General features: G+C 62.4%; 22 protein-coding genes. 10 read left to right on the top strand and 12 right to left on the bottom strand.

The features are described from left to right. Window positions 1-19 precede the first annotated feature (19 nt). Entirely contained in the window at window positions 20-1,306 is a 1,287-nt protein-coding gene (purD, locus tag C0456_RS06720) for a phosphoribosylamine--glycine ligase (protein WP_291049877.1), read from the top strand. A 192-nt stretch (window positions 1,307-1,498) separates the two neighbouring features. Here the strand turns inward: purD and C0456_RS06715 are convergent, their stop codons facing one another. Genes C0456_RS06715 through C0456_RS06705 form a run of 3 tightly spaced genes read right to left on the bottom strand, consistent with a single transcriptional unit; the run spans window position 1,499 to window position 3,925 of the window. Beyond that, a complete protein-coding gene (locus tag C0456_RS06715) occupies window positions 1,499-2,560 on the bottom strand; it encodes a zinc-binding dehydrogenase (protein ID WP_291049875.1) in 1,062 nt (353 codons plus the stop codon). Between the two features lie 28 nt (window positions 2,561-2,588). After that, window positions 2,589-3,377, bottom strand: a complete 789-nt coding sequence (locus C0456_RS06710; RefSeq protein WP_291049873.1) for an SDR family NAD(P)-dependent oxidoreductase — start codon at window positions 3,375-3,377, stop codon at window positions 2,589-2,591. A gap of 11 nt (window positions 3,378-3,388) precedes the next feature. After that, window positions 3,389-3,925, bottom strand: coding sequence for a cupin domain-containing protein (locus C0456_RS06705; protein WP_291049871.1), 537 nt, complete (start codon window positions 3,923-3,925; stop codon window positions 3,389-3,391). Between the two features lie 172 nt (window positions 3,926-4,097). On the opposite strand from C0456_RS06705, the gene C0456_RS06700 reads away from it, so the two are divergent. Further along, window positions 4,098-4,754 carry a TetR/AcrR family transcriptional regulator gene (locus tag C0456_RS06700; protein ID WP_291049925.1) on the top strand — a complete coding sequence of 219 codons (657 nt, stop codon included), beginning with the start codon at window positions 4,098-4,100 and terminating at the stop codon, window positions 4,752-4,754. Here the strand turns inward: C0456_RS06700 and C0456_RS06695 are convergent. Beyond that, a complete protein-coding gene (locus C0456_RS06695) occupies window positions 4,751-5,002 on the bottom strand; it encodes a DUF3297 family protein (RefSeq protein WP_291049869.1) in 252 nt (83 codons plus the stop codon). The two genes, C0456_RS06700 and C0456_RS06695, sit on opposite strands and share 4 nt — an antisense overlap. Before the next feature lie 56 nt (window positions 5,003-5,058). Next, window positions 5,059-5,649 (bottom strand): murein L,D-transpeptidase catalytic domain-containing protein, encoded by a 591-nt coding sequence (locus C0456_RS06690; RefSeq protein WP_291049868.1) that lies wholly within the window; start codon window positions 5,647-5,649, stop codon window positions 5,059-5,061. A gap of 113 nt (window positions 5,650-5,762) precedes the next feature. On the opposite strand from C0456_RS06690, the gene C0456_RS06685 reads away from it, so the two are divergent. The 5 genes from C0456_RS06685 to C0456_RS06665 all read left to right on the top strand — a co-directional run bounded on the left by C0456_RS06685 (window position 5,763) and on the right by C0456_RS06665 (window position 11,342). Next, window positions 5,763-6,851, top strand: a complete 1,089-nt coding sequence (locus C0456_RS06685; protein WP_291049866.1) for a phosphotransferase family protein — start codon at window positions 5,763-5,765, stop codon at window positions 6,849-6,851. Continuing rightward, entirely contained in the window at window positions 6,848-8,077 is a 1,230-nt protein-coding gene (locus tag C0456_RS06680; RefSeq protein WP_291049864.1) for an MFS transporter, read from the top strand. Before C0456_RS06685 ends, C0456_RS06680 begins: the two co-directional genes overlap by 4 nt. Before the next feature lie 45 nt (window positions 8,078-8,122). Then, on the top strand, window positions 8,123-9,031 hold the full coding sequence (locus C0456_RS06675) for a hypothetical protein (RefSeq protein WP_291049862.1): 909 nt from the start codon (window positions 8,123-8,125) through the stop codon (window positions 9,029-9,031). 71 nt (window positions 9,032-9,102) lie between these two features. Then, window positions 9,103-10,380, top strand: coding sequence for an amidohydrolase family protein (locus tag C0456_RS06670; RefSeq protein WP_291049860.1), 1,278 nt, complete (start codon window positions 9,103-9,105; stop codon window positions 10,378-10,380). Between the two features lie 113 nt (window positions 10,381-10,493). Then, the gene (locus C0456_RS06665; protein WP_291049858.1) at window positions 10,494-11,342 is read left to right on the top strand and encodes an OmpA family protein; all 849 of its coding nucleotides are present in this window, start codon (window positions 10,494-10,496) and stop codon (window positions 11,340-11,342) included. 4 nt (window positions 11,343-11,346) lie between these two features. Here the strand turns inward: C0456_RS06665 and C0456_RS06660 are convergent, their stop codons facing one another. From C0456_RS06660 to C0456_RS06635, 6 genes are read right to left on the bottom strand one after another with little or no spacing between them, the layout of a single operon-like run. Continuing rightward, complete coding sequence (locus C0456_RS06660) at window positions 11,347-12,417, bottom strand: DUF2855 family protein (RefSeq protein ID WP_291049856.1); 1,071 nt, start codon at window positions 12,415-12,417, stop codon at window positions 11,347-11,349. Window positions 12,418-12,438: 21 nt separating this feature from the next. Next, entirely contained in the window at window positions 12,439-13,182 is a 744-nt protein-coding gene (locus C0456_RS06655; RefSeq protein WP_291049854.1) for an enoyl-CoA hydratase/isomerase family protein, read from the bottom strand. Continuing rightward, window positions 13,179-14,510, bottom strand: a complete 1,332-nt coding sequence (locus C0456_RS06650; protein ID WP_291049852.1) for a cytochrome P450 — start codon at window positions 14,508-14,510, stop codon at window positions 13,179-13,181. The genes C0456_RS06655 and C0456_RS06650 overlap by 4 nt, the downstream gene beginning before the upstream one ends. A gap of 44 nt (window positions 14,511-14,554) precedes the next feature. After that, the gene (locus C0456_RS06645) at window positions 14,555-15,892 is read right to left on the bottom strand and encodes a cytochrome P450 (RefSeq protein WP_291049850.1); all 1,338 of its coding nucleotides are present in this window, start codon (window positions 15,890-15,892) and stop codon (window positions 14,555-14,557) included. A gap of 31 nt (window positions 15,893-15,923) precedes the next feature. Next, window positions 15,924-16,838: a pseudouridine synthase gene (locus C0456_RS06640; protein WP_291049848.1), complete on the bottom strand. Its 915-nt coding sequence runs from the start codon at window positions 16,836-16,838 to the stop codon at window positions 15,924-15,926. A 24-nt stretch (window positions 16,839-16,862) separates the two neighbouring features. Next, the gene (locus C0456_RS06635; RefSeq protein WP_291049846.1) at window positions 16,863-17,264 is read right to left on the bottom strand and encodes a hypothetical protein; all 402 of its coding nucleotides are present in this window, start codon (window positions 17,262-17,264) and stop codon (window positions 16,863-16,865) included. 226 nt (window positions 17,265-17,490) lie between these two features. Between C0456_RS06635 and C0456_RS06630 the strand changes: the two genes are divergently transcribed. The 3 genes from C0456_RS06630 (at window position 17,491) to ctrA (ending at window position 20,191) form a co-directional block, all read left to right on the top strand. Beyond that, the gene (locus C0456_RS06630) at window positions 17,491-18,501 is read left to right on the top strand and encodes a flagellar biosynthesis protein FlhF-like protein (RefSeq protein ID WP_291049844.1); all 1,011 of its coding nucleotides are present in this window, start codon (window positions 17,491-17,493) and stop codon (window positions 18,499-18,501) included. A gap of 4 nt (window positions 18,502-18,505) precedes the next feature. Continuing rightward, window positions 18,506-19,342 (top strand): AAA family ATPase, encoded by an 837-nt coding sequence (locus C0456_RS06625; protein ID WP_035599637.1) that lies wholly within the window; start codon window positions 18,506-18,508, stop codon window positions 19,340-19,342. Window positions 19,343-19,477: 135 nt separating this feature from the next. Next, window positions 19,478-20,191, top strand: a complete 714-nt coding sequence (gene ctrA, locus C0456_RS06620) for a response regulator transcription factor CtrA (protein ID WP_035599634.1) — start codon at window positions 19,478-19,480, stop codon at window positions 20,189-20,191. 67 nt (window positions 20,192-20,258) lie between these two features. Here ctrA and C0456_RS06615 read toward each other — a convergent pair whose 3' ends face one another. After that, the gene (locus tag C0456_RS06615; protein WP_291049840.1) at window positions 20,259-21,104 is read right to left on the bottom strand and encodes an SDR family oxidoreductase; all 846 of its coding nucleotides are present in this window, start codon (window positions 21,102-21,104) and stop codon (window positions 20,259-20,261) included. Window positions 21,105-21,158: the final 54 nt, after the last annotated feature.

Below are 21,158 nucleotides of genomic sequence, written 5' to 3'. Positions count from 1 at the left end.
CTGAGCAACAAGCCGCCCCATGAACATTCTGCTGATCGGATCGGGCGGCCGCGAACACGCCCTGGCCTGGAAGATGGCCCAGTCTCCCCTTGTGGACGTGGTGCATTGCGCCCCCGGCAACCCTGGCATGGACGCGGTGGGCCCGTGCTTCGATGTGGCGGTGGATGATGTGGACGGGCTGGTGAAGCTAGCCCTGCAGATCGAGCCGGACCTGGTGGTGATCGGCCCGGAAGCGCCCCTCGCCCTTGGCCTCTCCGACATCCTGCGGGCGCGCGGTTTTGATGTGTTCGGCCCCTCCAGAGAGGCGGCGCAGCTGGAAGCCTCCAAGGCGTTTTCCAAAGCCCGGATGACCAAATATGGCGTGCCGACAGCGGCCTATGGCGAATTTACCGAAGCGGCACCTGCAAAGGCATTCCTGCGCAAGATGAGCGCGCCCTATGTGCTCAAGGCAGATGGTCTTGCCGCTGGCAAAGGCGTCGTCATCGCAGACAGCCTTGAAGAGGCGGACGCGGAAATCGACGAGATGCTGTCGGGCAAGTTCGGCGCTGCTTCGGCAACGCTGGTGATCGAAGAATTCATGCATGGCGAAGAGGCCAGCGTGTTCGTCATCACCGATGGCGAAGGCGCGATCTTCCTGCCTGCCGCGCAGGACCACAAGCGCGTGGGCGACGGCGATACCGGCCCGAACACCGGCGGCATGGGCGCCTATGCACCCGCTCCGGTCGTCAGTGAAGAGATCATGTCCCGCGTCAGGCGCGAGATTGCCGGGCCGATGCTGAAGGGCATGGCCAAAGACGGAATGCCCTATCAGGGCGTGCTTTATATCGGCATCATGGTGACGGCCGAAGGCCCGAAAGTGGTTGAGTTCAATGCGCGGTTTGGCGATCCCGAATGCCAGGTGCTGATGAAGGGCCTCACGGGCGATATTGTGCCGGCCATCCTCGTGGCGGCGACCGGCGGCCTCAAGGGCAGCGAAGAAGCGTTCGAGGCGCTGCTTGAACTGGAAGATTTCCAGCCAACCGCCACCGTTGTGCTGGCCGCCAAAGGCTATCCTGGCAGCTATGAAAAAGGCTCCGTGATCGAAGGCGTGAAAGAGGCCGGGGCGCTGGAGGGCGTGACGGTATTTCATGCGGGTACGGATGTTGCCGAAGGCGGCAAGCTGGTCGCCAAGGGTGGCCGTGTGCTGAACGTCACCGCCAGCGGCGCGACCCTGCGGGAAGCCGTCGACCGGGCTTATGCCGGCGTGGACGCGATTACCTGGCCGGAAGGCTTCTGCCGCCGGGATATCGGTTGGCGCGCGCTCTAGCTGCGAGCCTGCTCAAAGATCGTGTCCAGTTCTCGTCACCCTCGATGCGCGTCAGCGCATCTGAGGGCCCATCTCCCGAGGGTGACGCAGACGCCAACGTTTCAATTGTGACAATGCCCAGAGATGGGCCCTCAGACCGGCTATGCCGGTCGAGGGTGACGAACAAATACCCTGTCTGGAACAGATTTTAACTCAGGAATTGGGGTCGATCAGGATCTTGATCTCGCTCGGGCTTTTCGCGAGGCTGTCGAAGGCGGCTTCGGTGTTGGCGAGCGGCTGGCGGCTGGTGATCAGGCGGGCGGCCTTGTCCGGATGGGCCTGGATCATGGCAAGCGCCGCGGCAAACTCTTCCGGGCGGTAGGCGAAGCTGAATTCGAGCGTCAGTTCCCGGAGGATACCGTCGAGCGGGGTGAGCTTTTCCTCGTGCGGGCAGACGCCGGCCACGATGATATGGCTGTGCGGCGGGGCGCCCTTGATCACCTGATCGATCATGCCCGGCGCGCCGGTGCATTCGAAGATGTTGGCGCCCGGTGGCAGGCCGCGGAAATCCCGCTCCAGCAGAGGCGACATCGGATGGGGCGTGAGGCTGAGATCGCTCCAATGATCAAAGGCAGATGCGCTTGCGGGATCGATTACAATGTCAGCGCCCAGCGCGCTGGCGGCGCGGCGGCGTTCTGCCGAAAAGTCTGCCGCCAGGATCGGCCCTCTCCCCTGCAGGCTGAGGGAGAGGATGACGGCGAGGCCAACCGGGCCGCAACCGATGACGACATTCGGCGCGCGGTTGCGGCTGGCGAGATTGGCCGCATGCAGACCAACCGAAAGCGGCTCAGTCAACGCGGCCAGATCATGCGGCACGCCCTCGGGAATACGGAAGCTGCGGCAGGCATCAATGCAGGAAAGCTCCGCCAAGCCGCCGCCATGGCCGGGCGAGAGGCCGATGGTTTGGGGGCCTTCATGCGTGTGGGTAAAGGGCAGGCCGGTGATGATGTCACCGGTTCTGATCTGCGTGTCGGTGCCCGGCGCAATGCCGACGACCTCGGCAGAAAACTCGTGCCCCGGAATGATTGCGGGCATCTGGGACTGTGCTTCCGGTGGCAGCGTAGCGGCCATCGCCGCCATCTGCTTGCGCGCGCTGAGATCACTGCCGCAGATGCCGGTGAAGATCGGCCGGACGAGGAGTTGACCAGAGGCGGGCGAGGGATCCGGCATCTGGCGTATGCTGATGGATTTGCCCTGAAGAACGGCGGCGCGCATGGTGTGTATCCTGATTTCCGGAAGGCGTTCAGTTTTCTGGTGGCAGGGCGAAGCGGGCAACTTCGGGCTGGCCAGTATGCGCCGTGCGTCCGCCATCGGCGACCATGATTGTGCCGGTCACATAGGAGGCGTCATCCGAGGCGAGGAAGGCCACGACATTGGCCATTTCTTCAGGCTGCGCGGCCCGCTCCATCGGAATGCGTTGCAGCCACTCTTCGCGCAGGCCGGGCAGCTGCTGCACGCCGGCCGTGATCGGTGTTTCGACGAGGCCCGGGCAGAGCGCGTTGACGCGGATGCCGTCGCGGGCATGGTCAACTGCCAGGGCGCGGGTGTAGTTTACTACGGCGCCCTTGGCGGCGTTATAGGCGGCAAAGCGATAGTCTCCGCCCAGACCGGAGATCGACGCGGTGTTCACGATGGCGCTGCCACGCGGCATGTGCGGGATAGCGAAATGGCAGGCATAGTAGACGCTGTGCAGATCAATTGCGATAACGCGCTCCCACTCCGCAGGCTGAATTTCCACGCTGGTGCCGAAGCTGCCGATGCCGGCATTATTGAAGAGGATATCGATGCGGCCATGGCGCTCCACAGCCGCCTTGATCAGCGTCTCGACATCGGCGGCGATAGACACATCGCATTTCACGGCCATGGCATTGGGGCCAAGATCTGCGGCGATGGATTTTCCCCCACCATCATTGAGGTCTGCCAGCACGACATGGGCGCCTTCGCGGGCAAGCAGACGCGCGGTGGCCGCGCCAATGCCGGAGGCGGCGCCGGTGATGACGGCGACTTTATTCTCGAATCTTTTCCGGGTCATGACAGGCTCGCTTATCGCGCGCTGCTGGGCGGGGTTTCGTTAGCCCAGGCCGGGCGGCGCTCCTTGATCACATCTGTGATCTTCGCCCAGGCAGGCAGCGTCTTGGCCAGGAACTTGATGTCGAAATTCTCTTCGCTGCGGAACTCCAGCACCTCGACGCCTTCCGGGCCGGGGGTGTAGCGATAGGCCTTGTTCGAGCCGATGAAGAAGCCATCGCCTGCGCCGAGGGTTTCTGTGCCGAGCTGCAGCGTGCCGGCGACAATATAGTAGAGGCAGTCCGCATTGTGCGTATGCAGAGGGAGCGGAAAGCCGCTCTTGAACCAGGCATAGGTGAGGCTGAAGCCGGGGCGGGAGAAAAGGGTTTTCACCACATTGCCCTCGGCAAAGCCCGCTTCCAGCGCGCCGCCGATACCGGCCTGCATCTCTTCATTGAGATCGGCCACTTCCATATGGCCGGTCTCGTCGAGCGTGGGGGCCGTGGCAAAGCGGAAGATTTCCATCCCGGCGCCCGTATTGGCAGACGGTTCCGTAGCGGCAGTTGCGGTCATGTGTTCCTCCCTGGCCGGCTGTTTTCTTGGTAAGCTTCGAAAAGCCTCTGGCGCCGCGCCCGGCAACGCGGCAAGTTGGAGAATTAGTATCATGGTTGGAAAAGTAGTCAATTCTGACTATTTTGAGCCAGGATCACCAGGATCAGGAGCGGGGAGCTTTATTGTGTCGGGTATGGAGAACAGGAGCGATCATCCTCCGCACACGCTGGCCGCGCGCCCCCGGCGAACGCGCCGCGGCGAGGAAACGCGCCGTCAGCTGATCAATGCGGCGATCGAATGCCTGTGCGAACGCGGCTATGCGGCCACGTCGATTGAAACGGTGATGGAGCGGGCGGGCGTCAGCCGGGGATCGGTGCTGCACCAGTTCCCCACGCGGATCGCGCTGATCACCGGCGCGGTTGAAGCGGCAATGGACCAGATGATGGCGCACACGCGGGGGCTGATGCGGCAGATCCCCGATCCGGCCGCCCGCTACCGGGCAATGTGCGATCTTTTCTGGGAAACCCAGAATATTCCCGAGAGCGCAGCAGTGACCGAGGCATTGCTTGCGTCGCGCTGGGACGCTGCGCTGAGAGACGCGCTGCGGCCCATCGGCATGCGGGTGGAAGCAGAGATCGATCAGGACACCCGGGCGACGGCGCTGGCGGCCGGAGTGAAGGATGTGGAAGCCGGCATGGTGCATGCCCGCGTTCTGATCCTGACACTGCGGGGCATCACGCTGGAGCTGATGTATGACAAGGGGCGGGCGATGATCCACCGCGCGCTGGAACAGATCCGCGCGCAGCACGCGGCGCATTGCGAGGAAATGCTTGGGCCGGAGAAGGCTTAAGCCTGCGGCGCGTCGTCCTTGAACCAGACCTCAACTGGCCCCTTCAGGGTCAGCTGCATCGGGCGGCCCTTGCGGTCCACGGCTTTGCCGGCGGAGACCTTTATCCAGCCCTCGGAGATGCAATACTCCTCAACGGTGGTTTTCTCTTCGCCGCGAAAGCGCACGCCAATGCCGCGCACCAGCACGTCATAGTTGTAGTACGGGCTGTTGGGATAGATGGAGAGACGGTCGGGAGGTGTATCGGTCATGGGCGGCGGTTTAGCCTTCCGGCACGGCAGGAATCAAGAGGCATAGGCCGCAGCGGTCATTTCCCCACAAACAGCAGTGTGCCCTTGGGAACTTCCTCAAGGAAGCGGGCAAGGTCTGCCTTGGAAAAGACGATGCAGCCATTCGAGCGGCCAAGTTTGCCGAAGCGGGAGAGGTGTTCAGGCTCAGCATAGTCGGCGGCATGGATGACGATGGCACGGTCCCGCGCGGTTCTGTTGGTGTCTTCCAGACCGTCGAGCCGTATCGAGCGGCCATGCTTTCCGCGGTATTCCTCTGCGATCTTGAAAGTGCCCTGCGGGCTCGCCTGGGAATTGGGGACGCTGGAAAAGCTGTCGAGATAACCGTCATGGTCGGGGTCTGAGCCGAGGCCATGGGAGACCCTGAAAGCGGTAATGTCGCCGGTCTCGAGATTTGCCACAAAGAGGCGCTCTTCGCCCGAGTGTTTGGAATAATCCACCACCACGACCCGGCCAGCCGCCTGGGCCTCTGGGCCGGCGGATTTGAAAGCAGTGAGCGCGGCAGAGAGCAATTCCGGCCGGATCATGCGGCCAGGATCGATTTCCCCCGCCTGGGCCTGACCCGGCATCAGGGAAAAACCGAACAGGATCAGGGCGAAGAGGCGTTTCACGGCCGGTGTCTCCGGGTTTGAGAGGCCGCGTAGACGTCGCGGCAGGTCTTGGCGTATGGGGCTGGGCCAGTATGGTAATACCAGAATTCCGGCAGAATTGAGAGAGACGAGAAATGGCTGAGGGCGATACGGCACAAGACCTTTATTCCGGCACCAAGGAAGTGGCGGAGTCTCATCGGTTCGACGAGACCAAGCTCGCGGCCTGGATGGAGGCGAATGTCGAGGGCTATGAAGGCCCGCTGGTGGTGCGCCAGTTCAAGGGCGGCCAGTCTAACCCGACCTATCAGCTGATCACGCCCAAGAAGAAATATGTGATGCGCCGCAAGCCGCCGGGCAAGCTGCTGCCGAGCGCGCATGCCGTGGACCGGGAGTTCACGATCATCAACGCGCTTTACCCGCTCGGCTATCCGGTGGCTCGCCCCTATGGCCTCTGCCTCGATGAGAGCGTTACCGGTACGATTTTCTATGTGATGGACTGTGTCGAGGGACGCATCCTCTGGGATGGCACGCTGCCAGAGTACGAACCGGCCGAGCGCCGCGCGATCTATGAAGCGAAGGTGAAGACCTTCGCCGACCTGCACAATGTGGACTGGAAGAAAGCGGGCCTGGAAGGTTTCGGTAAGGAGGGCGACTATGTGGCCCGCCAGATCCACCGCTGGACGAAGCAGTATAAGGCTTCCGAGACGATCCACATTCCGGAAATGGAAAGGCTGATCGAATGGCTGCCGGGGAATATCCCGCCGGGCGACACGACGACGATTGTCCATGGCGACTACCGGCTCGACAATATGATCCTGCATCCCACCGAACCGAAGGTGATCGCGGTGCTCGACTGGGAGCTTTCGACGCTGGGTGATCCGATTGCGGACTTTTCCTATCACCTGATGAACTGGGTGATGCCGCCGGGCGATTCGGCGCGCGGATCGATCATGGCGATCCCGGACCTGAAGGCCTGGGGCATCCCGACTATGGAAGAATATGTCGGGCTCTATTGCGAGCATACCGGCCGCAAGGGCCTGCCGGAACTTGACTATTACTTCTCCTACAACGCCTTCCGCCTGGCCGGCATCCTTCAGGGGATCATCGGCCGCGTGCGGGACGGCACTGCCAACAGCGCCAATGCAGAATCGAACGCCGCCCGCGTCGTTCCGCTGGCCCGGTTCGCCTATGAGTATGCCCGCCGCGCCGGCATGCCGGGGTGAGCGCAGCGCCTTCCAGTCCGCCGGGCCCTGAAGGTGGCCGGCGGCTGCTGACGCGCCGCGACCTGTTTCTGCTGGCGCTGGCAAGCGCCGTGGTGACGGCAAATGCCTATTACATCCACCCGATCATCGCGCTGGTGGCGAAGGATTTCGGCGTCTCACCTTCTGCGATCGGGCTGGTGCCGGCGCTGAACCAGATTGCGCTGGCGATCGGCATTTTCGTGCTGCTGCCGTTGGGCGACCGTTTCAGCAACCGGCAGCTGGCGACCGTCTTTGCTGCCGGACAGTTCCTTGGGCTGATATTGATGGCCTTTGCCGGAAACTTCTGGCTGTTCGTGGCCGGGTCGATCTTCCTCGGCTTTTCGACGATCACGCCTTATCTGCTGCCGGCCTACGCGTCCAAACGCGTGGAGCCCCAGCGGCTGGGCCGGGTGACGGCGACGCTGACGACCGGCGTGATTGCCGGCATCCTGCTGGCCCGTGTGGGCGCCGGATGGGTGGGCGAGCATATGGGCTGGCGGACGGTCTATTATATCGCGGCGGGCGTGATGCTGGCGATCACCCTGCTCCTTCCACGGATCATGGAGGGGCGGGAGAAATCTGCCGCCGAAGGGCCGGCGGAGAATTACTTCAGCCTTGTCCTCTCGGTGATCCCGATTGTGCGGCGCCATCCGGAAGTGGTCCTCTCCGGAATTATCCAGGGGCTCGGCTTTGGTATTTTCCTGTCAGTGTGGCTGACGCTGGGGCTGCACCTCACCAGCCCCGAGATGGGCTATGGCACCGACACGGTGGGCTATCTGGCGGCGCTGGCCCTGCTCAACCTGATGACCACCGCGCCGCTGGGCGCCTGGGCAGACCGGATCGGCGCCCGGAAGGCGCGCTTCCTGATTTCTCTGGTGCAGTTTGCCGGTGTCTGCCTGCTGGGCGTGTTCGGGCACAGCCTCTGGCTGCTGATCATTCCGCTGACACTGATGAATGTGGTTGGTCCGCTGATCGATGTGACCGGCCGGATGACCTTCCTCAGCCAGCCGCCTGGCGTGCGGACCCGGTTGATGACGGCTTATATCGTGTTGATGTTCATTGGCGGCGGGCTTGCCAGCTGGGGCGCGACTTTCGTGTATGAGCAGGCCGGATGGGACGGGACGACGCGGCTGGCGCTGGTCCTGTCGGCGCTGCTGGTGGGGCTGTCTTTCCTCAGCATGCGCCTCGTGGGCCGCCACAGGGCGTGACCCCGCAGCGCGAACATGGCAGGATCGCCGAAAAAGGGAGATGTTATGACCGAAATTCTCAGAGGCCCCCTGCGCAGCCCCGTCAATATGCTTACCGAACAGAAATATGGCGGCCATAAATCCCTGCATGATGACGCAGAGGCCGCGCGCCTTGGCATCAAGGCGGGCCCGATTGAGGGGCCAACGCATTTCCAGCAATTCGTCCCGCTGCTGGCGGGTGTCTGGGGCAAAGCCTGGTTCGAGCGGGGCTGTTTCTCCTGCCATTTCCTCAACATGGTGTTCGACGGCGAGAAAGTCCGTGCCGAGATCGATCAGTCCGCATCCGGCGCCACGCGCACAGCCGCGCGCGCCTTCAAGGAAGACGGCACGCCCGTGCTGGAGGCGAGCGCCACGCTGGGCCCGGATCATGCCGAGACACTGCTGGAGGCGCGGATGAAGACGCTGCGCCCGGCAAATGATCTGGTCATCCTGGCGGACATGAAGGTCGGCATGACGGGCGCAGCCGAAGAACGTGTGCGGATGGGGCCCAACCAGAATATGGGTGATCTTTACCCCTTCTCGCTGGCTGAGAAGCTGGCGGTGATCACCGAGAATGATCCGATGTATTCGGATGCTGCGGCTTCGCCCTGGGGGCGGCCGGTTGTGCCGCTTGAGATGGTCAGTGTGCTGGCGAATTATTCGGCGAACACCGCACGCTTTCCGGTCAAGCATCCCAGCATCGGGCTCTTCGCCGATCTGGAGATCCGGATGATTGAGGGGCCTCTCTTTGTTGACGAAGAGTATGTGTTGCGGCGTGAGGTCGTGGCGCTTTCCGAATCGCGGCGGGTTGAGAATTACTGGATCCGCACGCGCATCCTTGATGCCTCAGGGCAGAAGCAGGTGGCCGAGATGCTGCTGAACCACGGCGTGATGAAGGCGAGCTATCCCGGATATCCCAAGGAACGGCTCGCCTGAGACGCGCTGGGCGATTGCCAGCGGCGCGGGGCGCGCTACCGTGTCTTCCATATCTCTGGGAGGGATTACCCATGAAAAAACTGATTGCTGCCGCGCTGGGAGCGCTCATCCTGTCGGCCCCGGCCATCGCCGAGGATGCTGTCATCCATGCAGGCCATGTTCTCGCCAAGCCGGGCGAAGGCTATCTGACACGGCAGACCATCCTGGTGGAGGATGGCCGCATCGTATCGATCACCGCCGGATATTCGACACCGAAGAACTATACGGTGATCAACCTGCGGGAGGCCTATGTGTTGCCGGGGCTGATCGACAGCCATGTGCACATCACGCGTGAACGCAGCCCCGACAGCCGTATCAAGGCCTTTGAGGATTCCGACGTCGATACAGCTTTCGATGGTGCTGCCTTTGCGCTGGTCACACTAAAGGCGGGTTTTACCACGGTGCAGGATGTCGGCGGTTCCAGTGATGCCATTTTTGGCCTGCGTGACGCCATCAAACGGGGCGCCGTTCCAGGCCCGCGTATGCGCGCGTCGGGCAGCGGCGTCGGCATTACCGGGGGCCATGGTGACATCAATGGTTACTCTTCCGAAGTCATGGCAGCCTTGACCGGTCCTAACATCTGCAACGGCGCCGATGACTGCCGCCGCGCCACGCGCCAGCTGATCAAGGAGGGGGCCGACCTTATCAAGATTGCGGCGACGGGCGGGGTGCTTTCGAATACGGCGGCGGGCCTCGAGCGGCAGTTTTCGGTTGCCGAACTTGAAGCCATCGTGGATGCCGCCCACTCCATGGGCCGTAAGGTGACCGCGCATGCGCATGGCAAGAGCGGCGTGGACGCTGCTCTGCGCGCGGGCATCGATTCCATCGAGCACGGCACTTATCTGGATGCCGAGTCGATTGCGCTGTTCAAGGAAAGCGGCGCGGTACTGGTGCCAACTGTGCTTGCTGGCGCGACGGTGACCGGCTGGACGAATGAGCCCTGGCTGCCGGCTGCTTCACGCGCGAAAGCTGCGCAGGTCGGTCCGCTGATGCTGGACATGCTGCGCCGGGCGCGGGAGGGCGGCGTGACGATCGCGTTTGGAACCGATACTGGCGTCTCCCGCCATGGGGACAATGCCAAGGAGTTCGCCCTGATGGTCGAGGCCGGTTTTACGCCAGAGGAAGCCATTCGCTCCGCGACGGTGGTTGCCTCACAGCATCTGGAAATGGAAAAGGATATCGGCACGCTGGAGCCGGGCAAATATGCGGACCTGATTGCCGTGAGCAAAGACCCGCTGAAGGATATCCGCGTGCTTGAGGCCGTCGAGTTCGTGATGAAGGGCGGCGAGGTCTACAAGTCCGGCAAGTAACTTGCAGGGCAGCGCGGGCGCGGCCTCCCGCTTTGACGGCGGGAGCTGCACTGCTTATTCAATTGTAATGGTAAATCCGGCCGGTGCCGGCTTTGCCCTTCGTGAGGAAAGTCATGGCGATCCGCTCCTGCCTGCTCGTTTCAGCCGCATTTCTGGCGCTCGGCGCCTGCAGTGAGACGGCGCCTGCCGCCAATCGGACAGCCGCCGCCACGGCCTCTGCCGGCGGGGACGAGTGTGTGCCGATTGCGGACGGAATGTACGAGATGCGGGACGGCCGCCTTCTGGTAAGCACCACGCCGCCGGAACTTGCCGCCAACAATCCGGCGCTCTGGGCGCAGGAAATCCAGACCGGATTGCAGGCCGCCAGTATCGGCTGGTTGGGCGTCGTGATGCGCGATCAGGTGGCGGTGGTGACCGGCATGGCGCCGGACGCAGACGCCAAGGCGCAGGGCTTTGCCGCCAGTGTTGCCGCGATCGAGGGACATCCGCGCGCCGGCGCAGCGGGCATGCTGATCGTGGACGGCATTTCTGTCGAAGGCGGAGAGGAAGGGCTCGGCGTGCCGCTGGCGGCGCTGGCTGGCCAGCTGACCACGGCGGAGAGCTGCCAGGCGGCGTTCAATGCAACGTCCAGGGACCGCATTATCCAGTTCGGCACGGGCAATGCCAACATCTCCCCTGTCAGCCTGCCGCTGGTTGATGCGCTGGGCGGTGTTGCCATGCTCTGCCGCGCGTTTGAAATTGAGATCGGCACGCATACCGATACGCGCGGCGCCGACGACTATAATTTGCGTGTCTCTCAAGAGCGGGCCGATGCCCTGCGGGCCTACCTCATCGGCAAGGGGTTGCCCGAAGAGACGCTGAAAGCGGTGGGCTATGGCGAAAGCCGCCCCATCGACTCCGGCTCGACGGCTGAGGCGCATGCCCGCAACCGCCGGACCGAGTTTACGGTGAAGCCGCGCTGAAACCTCAGAAGCTGAGGATGAGACCTGTCGACGGCGAGACCTTGGCATCGAGCGTCTGGCGCCAGGCAGTCTCAATGGCGGGCCTGCCCTTCTGATGCTCCGGCGTCAGGTATTTCGACGAGGCAGCATAGAAACCGGCGAGTGACTTGCCCGTCCGCGCATTGAGTTCATCTGCGCCCAGCGCCTTGGCGCGCTCGGCTGCATATGTTGGCACAAAGAAGAATTCCGGCTGAGGTCCGGGCGCCTCGACCGGCGCGCGGTTGCCTTCCCAGTCCGTCACCCCAATCACCAGGCTGCGCACCAGCCGGTCTTTCAGGGCGTGATGGACATCTGCCGTCAGTGCCGGGCGGCCGAGGAAATCCACATAGGCAGTCAGGCCGCGGGCATGGAGGGTGTCGACCTCGTCATAGGTGGTGGTGCGGGCATAGAGGCCGGAAGCTTCGACGAACGCCTTGTTGCCCGGCGAGGTAAGGCCGATGGCTTCCACAGCGCCCCGCTGTTTCAGGCAGTGGGCGAGAGCCAGGGCAGTTTTCGAGGAAGCCGATGAGATGACGACGGTTTCGGGAATATCCGTACCCGTCTCCATCAGGCAGTCATCAATCATCCAGCCGGTGGTAAACAGCGGGCGGAACAGCATCTGCTGGGCTTCGAAGGCCGGATCATAGGAGGGGTCTGCGGCGTTGAAGATGTAGGTGTTGTAGATCGGCGCGAGGCCCTGGCGGTGGGCGGCGCCGTCCATGAAGCTTGCCTTGCTGACGCGCACCGGCGAGACATCAAACTGCTCCGACACGGGCAGATAGCCATAGACGCGGTCACCGGGCGAAACGCCGTCTGCTTTTGACTCGGTCACTGTCGCAAAGCCCCAGACCGGCACGCGGCCAAAGGCCGGATCGGCGGCGGGGAAGAAATTCCAATAACCCATCGCCTCTCCGAAAGTGGCATAGGTGACATTGTTTGCGGTGAGCGCGAAGGCATCGACCTTGAGGCGCGTCTGACCGTCCGCCAGCGGCGGCGCAGGCGTTTCGGCCCAGCTTGTGTCACGCAGATTGCTGCGACGGATCAGAAAGTCAGCCATGTCTTGTCCCCTTTTTGGGGCTCAGCTACGGCCTTTCTCCATGAATGCGCCGATGCGAGCCTGCATGTCCGGGCCTACACCCTCATTGTTAAGTATTTCCCATTGCAGACCGCTGTCCATATCCCGCGCGTCAGTTGCTTCCAGAAGGCGCTTGTTGGCAGCGTGGCTGAACGGGGAATTGGCAAGGATCTGACGGGCGATTCTGTCGATGGCGGCGTCAAATTCCGCATCCGGAACAACGAGTTCTGCGAGGCCGATCCGCTGCGCTTCGGCGGCGCCGAACATTTCGGCGGTGAACATCAGGCGCTTCGCCGTGGCAATGCCAACGCGCCGGGGCAGGCGCTGGCTCATGCCCCAGATCGGGGTGAGCGCCCATTTGGCATGGGTGTCGCCGAACTTTGCGCTTTCGGCGGCGATGATGAAATCGGCCGCCAGCGCCACTTCCAGCGCCCCGGTATAGCAATGGCCGTGCACCGCTGCGATCACGGGCTTGGGCAGGCGTTCCATCAGGCGCAGGGTTTCCGAATGCCAGCCGCGCGAGGGCACGGCCTCGCCTTCGGCAATATCGGCCAGGTCATGCCCGGCAGAAAAGCACCGTCCGGCTCCGCGCAGAACAACGCAGCCTATGGACTCGTCCTTGTAGAGCGCCAGCACATGTTTGCGCAGCTCCTCGAACATCCCGACCGTGAGCGAGTTGAGCTTGTCCGGACGGTTGAGCGTCAGGATGGCAAGGCCGTCCCGGTCTTCGCGGAGCACGGCGCTCATTTGCCGAGATCCACCATCAGCGACGAAATCGCATGCACGAAGTTGTTTGGCGCGATGGTCTGCTCACCGGTCCACCGCACATTTGGGAAACGGCCAAGAATGTTCCGGTAGGCCGATTCCAGCTGCATGTTCGCCACGCGCTGGCCGAGGCAGACATGCGGCCCATGGCCGAAGGAAAGATGTTCCTTGGCATTGGCGCGGTCGATGTCGAACGTATTGGGATTGGCAAACTTCGCCGGGTCGCGGTTGGCGGCGGGGTAGTACATCACGATCTTTTCGCCGGCAGCGATTTTCTGGTCGCCAAGCTCGGTGTCCTGCGTTGCCGTGCGGCGCATGTAGGTGACCGGCGTGACCATGCGGATGGCTTCATGCACGAAGTTCGGGAAGCGCTCGGGCTTCTCTTTGAGCTGGTCGCGCAGATGTGGATTTTCCGTCAGCAGGCGCATGGTTCCGGAGAGGGAATTGCGCGTTGTGTCATTGCCCGCAAAGACGATCAGCAGCCAGGAGCCATCCAGGAATTCCGGCGAAAGCGGCTTGCCGTCGATCTGCACGTTGGCGATGGCGGAAAGAAGGTCCGGCTGCGGATTTTTGCGGCGCTCTTCCAGCAGGTAGCGCCCATATTCGAACATGGCCTGGATTTCGGTCATGAAGGTCATGATCTGCTCAGGCGTCACATTGCCGAGGCCCTCCTGCTGGGCCTGATATTGCGAGGTTTCGAGGAAGTGCATCCAGTGGACGAGCTTCGGCCGGTCGGCTGGCGGCACACCCAGGATTTCGCAAAGCGTGAAAAGCGGTAGTTCGGCAGAGAACATCTCCACCATATCGACGACGGCCCCCTGCTTTTCCATGGCGTCGAGCAGGCGATTGACCTCCACGTCTACGCGCTTGCGCAGTTCAGCAACAAAGTCGGCGCGGAAATACGCCATATGCTCCATGCGCAGGGGCGTATGGTAGGGGCGGTCAAGATTGATCAGAGAGTTCAGCGAAGATGAATGCAGCAGCGGATGGCGCGGAACGCCCTCCATGCCGTAATTCATCAGGATGCCGCCTTTCTGGGACGAGAATGTCTCCGGGGTCAGCTCCACTTTTTTGACGAGATCATAGGAGGTTACCGCCCAGAAACCCGCGCCATAATCCTCCGGGTGCCACATGACCGGGGCTTTTTCCCGCATCGTGGCGAAAGCTTCATGGGTGTATCCGCCATTGTCCGAGAAGACCGTCGGCTGCGTCAGGTCCACGGGCGGGGTCAGGGAATAGGCCTTGCCGAATTTCGGATCCTTCGGCGGGCTTTCGACCTGATAGGTGTCGGTGACATTCAGAAGCGTCATATGGTCTGCTCACTATGATGTCGCCTCCCTGGGGAGGCGAATAATTAGAATTTGTACCGTACCGGGATGGATTTCGGGCCGCCGACGAAGTTTGCCTTGATGAAACTTGGTTCTCCGGCCAGCTCGATGGACTTCACGCGGCTGAACAGTTCCTCATAGATCGCCTGCATTTCGAGGCGAGCGAGGTGCATCCCAAGGCACATATGGCCGCCATAGCCGAAGGAGATCAGCTTGTTGGGCGAGCGGTCTGCGCGGAAGGTGAAAGGCTCATCGAAGACCTCCTCATCCCGGTTGCCGGAGGGATAGCAGAGCAGCACGCTCTCACCCTTCAGGATCTTCTTGCCGCGGATATCGTAATCATCCTGAGCGGTGCGCATGAAATGCTTCACCGGGGTTGTCCAGCGGATGGCCTCATCGACGGCGGTGCGCGAAATGGCTTTGGGATCGGCCATCATCTTTTTCAGCTCGGACGGGTTCTGAAGCATGCCGAGCACGCCGCCCCCGGTCGAGGCGCTGGTCGTGTCATGGCCCGCGGCGGCCACGATGATGTAATAGCTCATCGCCTCCAGCTGACCGATCGGTTCGCCATCCACCAGGCCGTTGGCGATCACGGTGGAGACGTCATCCTTCGGGTTTGCGCGCCGGTCGGCGGTGATGTTTGTGAAGTACATGAAGAATTCGGCCAGCGTTGCCTGGATGGAGGCGAGGCCTTTTTCCACGTCGCGTTCCTCGGCGAGCGACTTGTCGCGCATCAGGTCTTCATCCTGCGCGCCGAAGATTTCCTGCGTCAGTTTCAGCATCATCGGTTCGTCCGATTCCGGAACACCGAGGATCTGCATGATCACGCGCAGGGGATAGTAGAGCGCCACATCGCGCTGGAAGTCGCACTCCCCGCCAAGGTCTTCCATCCGGTCGACATACTGTTTGGCAATGGATTTGATGGCGTCTTCGCGCTTCTTCACATTCTGCGGCATGAACCATTCCTGGGTCAGGTGGCGCAGCTTGTAGTGTAGCGGATCGTCAAGCTGGACGAGGGTTTTCAGAAGGTGGGGCTGGCCGAACTTGGCGTAAACGCCCTTCTCGGCCTCGTGATAGGAGAGCATCTCGCGCTGGCCGTTGGTGAACAGCTGGTTCTGGCGTGAGATGTCCATGATGTCGGCATGTTTGGTGGCCGCCCAGAAGGGACGGAAACCCTCAGGCTCGCACCAGGCGAGCGGGTCTTCCGCGCGCAGCCGCTTGAAGGCCGCGTCCAGGGTCGCCTGATCGGCATAAACGGCCGGGGTTACAATCTGGTCGCAGGTCGCCGCTGCTGCTTCGCTCATGCGGCGCGCAGGGTCTTTCTTTGTGTCCGGCGGAACCGCCAGCACAGCTGTATCGGACATGTGAAAAGCCTCCAGAGCGTGGAATGCGGATCTAGGTCCGCTTCCCCTTTACTCTAGTCGAAGGCCCCCGCCTGCCAAGGCGTGACTTCGGGGCAGGAGCGGGCTTTGAGGGCGCAGAATCGACCTTGTGGCCGAGTTCTGCCAGGGCTGCTTCCAGAAGATCGGAGGGCACCTCATCCACCTGGCCGGGCTTCAGGTCTGCCAGCACGAAGGGGCCATAGCTCACCCGGATCAGGCGGTTCACCGTAAGGCCGACCGATTCCAGCGCCTTGCGCACTTCGCGGTTCTTGCCCTCGGTCAGCGTCACGGTCAGCCAGGAGTTGGCGCCCATTTCGCGGTCGAACACCGCCTTGATCGGCTGGTATTTCACGCCCTCGACCGTGATGCCGCTGGCGAGTTCGTCGATCTTCAGCTGCGTGACCGTGCCCTTGGCGCGGACGCGGTAGGTTCGCTCCAGCGCCGATTTCGGCAGCTCCAGGAAGCGGGCGAGTTCGCCGTCATTGGTGAGGAGCAGCAGGCCCTCGGTTGTCAGGTCAAGCCGTCCGACGGTGACCGTCCGGGGCAGGGATTTGGGCAATTCGTCGAAAATGGTACGCCGGCCTGCCGGGTCGTTGGTGGTGGTGATGAGGCCGGCGGGCTTGTGATAGCGCCAGAGGCGGCTGGCATCAGGCGCCCGGACGGTCTTGCGGCCGACCTTGATCAACTCCTTGCCGGTCACCTTGAAGGCGGGGGATGTCAGCTTCTGGCCATTCACCGTCACTTCGCCCGCCTCGATCAGGCGTTCAACCTCGCGGCGGGAGGCGATGCCGGCCCGCGCCAGATATTTGGCGATGCGCTCGCCTTCCGACCAATCGGCCGGGGTGGCAGCAGGTTTGCGGGGAGGGGCAGGCCGTTTCGCGCCGGAGGGTTTCCGGTTCGGGCGGGCCGTCTCGCGACGCTCCGTCATGGCAATGTCTTTCTGTATCTGGCTTCAGCTGAGGAATTGCAGGACTGGCGCGCCAATAGCAAGGCCGAGCGCCACCTCGGTCGCCATCCAGATCGGGATGATGCGGGCGTTTCCGAGTTTCGACCGGTCAAACAGCAGCGAAACCACCCGGCCAAACGCGGCGCCAAACCATCCGGCTGCCAGCGGCATCACGGCCAATGCCGAGCCGGCAGGCGGTGTGATCAGCACTATGCCCAGCGCAACGGCATGGACCATCAGCAGCAGGCCACCATAAGTGGCCCGGAATTCCGAATAGCCGCCCCCCTTTGCCGGGTCCGCCTTGAGGCGGACAACGCCAGAGGCCCATTCGGGCGCCAGCAGGGCGCCCAGGCCGAGAGCGGCGCCGAAGGCAAGGCCTGTAATCGCGAGGATTTCTGTCAGCGGCATGGTGGGTCCTGCGTCTTGAGAGTGTCAGGATAGGCCGCGCAGCCAACAAGGCCAATCGGATCCGTGAAACGTTACAAACGCCGTGCTTTCCTGAATTTCCTGTAAACCCTAACGCAATTTCGGAAAAAATTAACCTTTGGGCGGCTTGATCAAACTCAGTTGAGCGGCGCCCCAGAGAATCACTCCCCCCACTCCCGCCGCAGCGAAAACTGAGGACACGACGCCCATGCGCATGAAGATGTTCGCCGCAGAATCGATGGAAGCTGCCAAGGCGATGATCTTTGCGGAAATGGGCGCCGATGCGGTGATCCTGTCCGAACGGGAAGTGGATGGCGGCGTCGAAGTGCGCGCCGCGACCGACCGCAAGGGCGCAGCGGCGGCTGGGAACGAGCCGCTTTTCCTGCGTGACGCCCGCAACCTTGGGCATGGCCGCGGGGTGGACAATCCGATCTTTGCCCGCGTGCGTGACGCGCTGCTGTGGCACGGCGCCCCGCAGCGTTTTGCCGAGCGGGTTGCCAATGAAGGCGCTGGCCGCCGCCCTGGTGAGTTCTCAACCCCGGAAGAGGCAATGGCCGAAGGCCTGTCACGCTTGGTAACCTGCGATCCGATCCCCGCGCGTCTTGACCGCGACATTCTGCTGGTCGGCCCGCCCGGCCATGGCCGCACCTCGACGGCGGCGAAGCTGACCCGCCGTGCCTCGGTGGCGCGTACCGAGATCACCCCCCTTGCGGCTGATCTTGATGGCTCGGCCGGCGGTGAACAGCTCGCCGCCTATCTAGAGCGCGAGCGCGAGCAGATACGCGTGGCTGAAACGCCCGATGCATTGTTCAGCGAGCTGAGATCGCTGCGCAATGAGAGCCGCCGCTGCGTGATCGACCTGCCGGCCATCAACCCGTTTGAGGGGGATGACCTTGCAAGCCTCGGCGATCTTGTCGCTGCCATCCGCGCAGAGCCGGTGCTGGTGCTCTCCGCTGAGGGGCACCCGGACGATCTGGCCGAAGCGGCCCGCGCTTTCCACCGCGCCGGTGTTCGCCGCGCTATCCTGACCAAGCTTGATGTTGTACGCCGCCGGGGCGGGGCCATCGCGGCCCTTACCTCATCCGGCATCGCATTCTCGCATCTGGCAATCACGCCGTTCATTGGTGGCGGGCTCGTCCCGGCTGCCCCCTCACGTCTTGCTGCGCTTCTCATGGAAGATGCTCGCGGCGACGTGATTGCCCTCAGAGGAGCTGCATGATCCCATGAGCTTTGCCCTTCGCAGATCGCAAGACCGCCCGCCCGTCCGTCCACCTCCGCGTGTGACGCCGGCTTCTGTCATCACCGTTGCCAGTGGAAAGGGCGGGGTCGGGAAAACCTTTGTTTCCATCTCTCTGGCTTCGTCCCTCGCGCAGGCTGGCCGCCGTGTTCTGCTGGTGGATGGCGATCTTGGCCTCGCCAATGTTGACGTTCAGCTGGGCATTGCGCCGGAGACGGATCTGGCGGCTGTGGTGGCCGGCTGGGTCGAGCTTGAAGACGCGGTTACCCCGATCGATGGCGGCGCCGGTCATGGCGGATTCGACGTGCTGCCGGGCCGTTCGGGCTCCGGTGCCCTTGCTGAGCTGCCGACGGAAGAAGTCGCCCGCCTGGCTGCCGGTCTCTCGGCGCTGGCGCTGCAATATGATCATGTGGTGATCGATCTCGGCGCCGGCATTGAAGCCAACTGCATGCGCCTGGCCCGCTCGGGCGACAAGGCGCTGATCGTCATTACCGATGATCCGGCCTCGATGACGGACGCCTATGCCTTCATCAAGGTTCTGCGCGGCTATGCGCCCTCGGTTGAGCCGCTGATCTGCATCAACCAGGCCGATACGCGCGCTGCGGGTCAACGTACCTATGAGGCCATTGCGCGGGCCTGCCAGACTTTCCTCGGTTTCCGGCCCCGCCTGGCGGGAACGGTCATGCGCGATCCGAAGGTTCGCGATGCCATCCGGTGTCAGAAGACGCTGATGTCAATCGATCCACAGGCTCAGCCTGTTCAGGATGTGATTGCAGTGGCCCAGGTCATGATGGGTCAGGCCTCCGCAGAGCTTGGCAACTGATCCGTTCAGAGAAAGTGAATCATTTCGTCTGTGTCCCAACGCTTTTTTAATACCTGTTAATAAAGGTACGTTAGGATTCACAATGTTAACCAAAACAGCTACGACTGAACTTAAAGATGATTCGGGAGACGAGCGATGCGCGTCCTGCTAATTGAAGATGATCGGGCGCTGGCCCGTTCGATCGAGCTGATGCTCAAAGCCGCTGGCTTCAACGTATACCTCACTGATCTGGGGGAAGACGGCGTTGATATCGGCAAGGTCTACGAGTTTGACATGATCCTCCTGGATCTGTCGCTGCCTGACATTACGGGCTTTGAAGTTCTCAAGCAGCTCCGCATGAGCCGCGTGAACACGCCCGTCATGATCCTCTCGGGCAATCCGGACATCGAAGCGAAGGTGAAAACCCTCGGCTATGGCGCCGATGATTACCTCACCAAGCCGTTCAACAAGGACGAGCTGATCGCTCGCATCACCGCCATCGTGCGCCGCTCCAAAGGCCATGCCGAAAGCGTGATCCGCACGGGCGAGATTCTGGTGAACCTCGACGCCAAGACGGTCGAAGTGGAAGGCGAACGCGTCCACCTCACCGGCAAGGAATACGCCATGTTCGAGCTTCTTTCCCTGCGCAAGGGGACGACGCTCACCAAGGAAATGTTCCTCAACCACCTTTATGGCGGTCTCGACGAGCCAGAGCTGAAGATCATCGACGTCTTCATCTGTAAGCTGCGCAAAAAGCTGCAGCAGGCTACCGGCGGCAACCACTATATCGAAACCGTCTGGGGGCGTGGTTACGTCCTGCGCGATCCGCGTCCTGGCCAGAAGGCCGGCGAGATCGAGGAAGCCGCCTGAGCTTCCACGGAATATTGAAAATCAGCGCCCGGAGAGTTCGGCTCTCCGGGCGTTTTCATTTGAAATCTCAGCTTTTCAGCGCAGCGGTCACAGCTTGGGCGAGCGGTGTGGTCGGCCGGCCAATCAGCCTACTGAGTTGACGACTGTCATCAAAGAGTGCGCCTTTGGAGGCGTCTACATCCCACGCGGCCAGCCCGTTCGCGAGCGCTTCCGGCAGGCCGAAACCGGCAAGCAAGCGGGCATATTCTGCTTCCGGCAGGTTTTTGTAGGGGATTTCCTGGCCGGACTGGCGTGAGATTTCGGCGGCAAGGTCGCTCAGCGTATAGGCTATGTCTCCTGCAAGCTCATAAGTCTTGCCCGCATGACCCTCCGTGGTCAGCGCGGCGGCAGCCGCCTCTGCATAGTCAGCCCGGGTGGCTGTGGATAACTTTCCGTCGCCCGCGCTTCCGATGAAGGCGCCGCCTGCAAGCGCGCCTGGGATCGACCCTGTGTAATTCTCCGTATACCAGCCATTGCGCAGGATCACGTAGGGGATACCCGACGCCTTGATCATGGCTTCAGTCTGCCGATGTTCCTCAGCTAGGCTGAGGGGCGATCTGTCTGCATGCAGCACGCTCGTATAGACGATCAAATTCACGCCGGCGCGCTTGGCAGCTTCTATGACATTGCGATGCTGCACGGTGCGCATCCCGATTTCGCTGGAGGAGATGAGCAACAGCTTGTCGATGCCTTGGAGGGCCGCCTCCAGTGTGTCGGCGAGGGCATAGTCGGCGGCGCGCGCCGCAATGCCCAGATCGGCGGCCTTTTCAGGGCTGCGGACGAGCCCAACCAGCTGATCAGGCGGCACGCGCCGTTTCAACGCGGCAACCGCAAGACGGCCTAGCTGACCGGTGGCTCCTGTAATGGCAATCATGGTCTGTCTCCTTTGCGACTTGCCAGAGACATCCATTTATGGCTCAAGGTTACT

It is taken from the genome of Hyphomonas sp., from assembly GCF_013823385.1.
Lineage (GTDB): Bacteria > Pseudomonadota > Alphaproteobacteria > Caulobacterales > Hyphomonadaceae > Hyphomonas.
The sequence above is the reverse complement of the archived record's forward strand: the minus strand, read 5'-3'. Positions and strand labels throughout refer to the sequence as shown.